Consider the following 1351-nt stretch of genomic DNA (forward strand, 5'->3'; position numbering starts at 1 on the left):
CAAACATAAGTTCTCGGTTGCGTATCAGAAGAAGCACATGGTATAATCTTCTTGCGTGTAGGTATATCATGGCTTCGGTCTGATAGAACCTTTGGCGGTTTCTTTGGAAGCCGCCTTTTTAATTTGCCGCAGTTCTTGTTACGGCTTTTACATTTCCTCTATCCCTCAAATCACGACCTTCATTCGCTTCCATAAACATTTCCAGAATATCGGTTTTAATCAGGACTTTGCGACCAACCTTTAATACTGGAAGTTTCTTCCATTCTACAAGCTGTCTTAAGGTATTTCTGCCGATTCCCGTATAATCAGCAGCTTCTTCGATGGATAATGCAATTTTTCTTTGCGTCATATAATCACCTCCTTATAAATTGCATTATGCAATTCTTGTGATGTAAGTATATCCTTTCCAAATCTTTTTGCCAAGCGTTACGAAATATTAAAAATAATTTTTATATTGCATATTGCAATTTCGGAAAAACAATGCTATAATTCATACATACCGAAAAAGGAGGCAGTCAGCATGAAAGATAAAGAACTACGCAAGCTGATAGGCAGCAGAATAAAACAGCGCCGTCTGGAATTGAATCTGACACAGCCTTATGTCGCAGAAAAGATGGGTGTTACCGCTTCTACAATCCTGCGTTATGAGAATGGTTCGATTGACAATACGAAAAAAATGGTGCTGGAAGGTCTTTCGGAAGCACTCCATGTATCCGTGGAATGGCTCAAAGGGGAAACAGATGAATATGAAACCGACATTACGGATAAGAGAGAATTACAGATTCGTGATGCGATGGGAGATATTCTGGAACAGTTACCGCTTGCCCTTACCAAAGAAGAAGATGCTTTTTCAAAAGATTTATTACTGCTGATGTTAAAACAATATGGTCTGTTTTTGGATTCCTTCCAGTTCGCCTGCAAAAACTTCAAGGGAAATGCTGGTCAGACGGATATTGCCAAAACAATAGGGTTTGAATCGAATGATGAATATAATGAGATTATGTTCTTAAGGGAAATCACTCCTACCATCAATGCTTTTAATGAGATGGCAGACATTGTAAGGCTCTATTCCAAGAAACAAAAAACAGCAGAACAAAGGCTTGCAAATCTTTTATCAGAAGTCTTATACGAAGATTCCGAATCGGTATAGTAAGACAACCGGAGTTATGATATACTTACACGCACGAAGCATTTCATCAGTTCCGATTGTCTAATATCGAAAGGAGACATACGATTATGGCAAAAGGATCTGTAAGAAAAAAAGGAAAGAAATGGTACTACCGCTTCTATGTAGAGGACGCAAGCGGCAATCTTGTTCAGAAAGAATGCGTTGGAACAGAAAGCAAAAGTG

2 protein-coding genes are annotated in these 1351 nt (G+C 38.7%); one reads left to right on the plus strand and one right to left on the minus strand.

Features of this window, described 5'->3' with window-relative positions; all coding sequences use genetic code 11:
* Positions 1-118: 118 nt before the first annotated feature.
* Positions 119-349 carry a helix-turn-helix domain-containing protein gene (locus tag DXB52_RS15745; protein ID WP_004843519.1) on the minus strand — a complete coding sequence of 77 codons (231 nt, stop codon included), beginning with the start codon at positions 347-349 and terminating at the stop codon, positions 119-121.
* A 171-nt stretch (positions 350-520) separates the two neighbouring features.
* On the opposite strand from DXB52_RS15745, the gene DXB52_RS15750 reads away from it, so the two are divergent.
* The gene (locus tag DXB52_RS15750; RefSeq protein ID WP_008369918.1) at positions 521-1150 is read left to right on the plus strand and encodes a helix-turn-helix domain-containing protein; all 630 of its coding nucleotides are present in this window, start codon (positions 521-523) and stop codon (positions 1148-1150) included.
* Positions 1151-1351: the final 201 nt, after the last annotated feature.

It is taken from the genome of Ruminococcus sp. OM04-4AA, from assembly GCF_003462585.1.
GTDB classification, from domain to species: Bacteria; Bacillota; Clostridia; order Lachnospirales; family Lachnospiraceae; genus Mediterraneibacter; species Mediterraneibacter faecis.

What these genes read in the sequence shown, in the direction of transcription:
- DXB52_RS15745 (WP_004843519.1), bottom strand. Translation starts at nt 349, where the DNA reads ATGACGCAAAGAAAAATTGCATTATCCATCGAAGAAGCTGCTGATTAT.
- DXB52_RS15750 (WP_008369918.1), top strand. Translation starts at nt 521, where the DNA reads ATGAAAGATAAAGAACTACGCAAGCTGATAGGCAGCAGAATAAAACAG.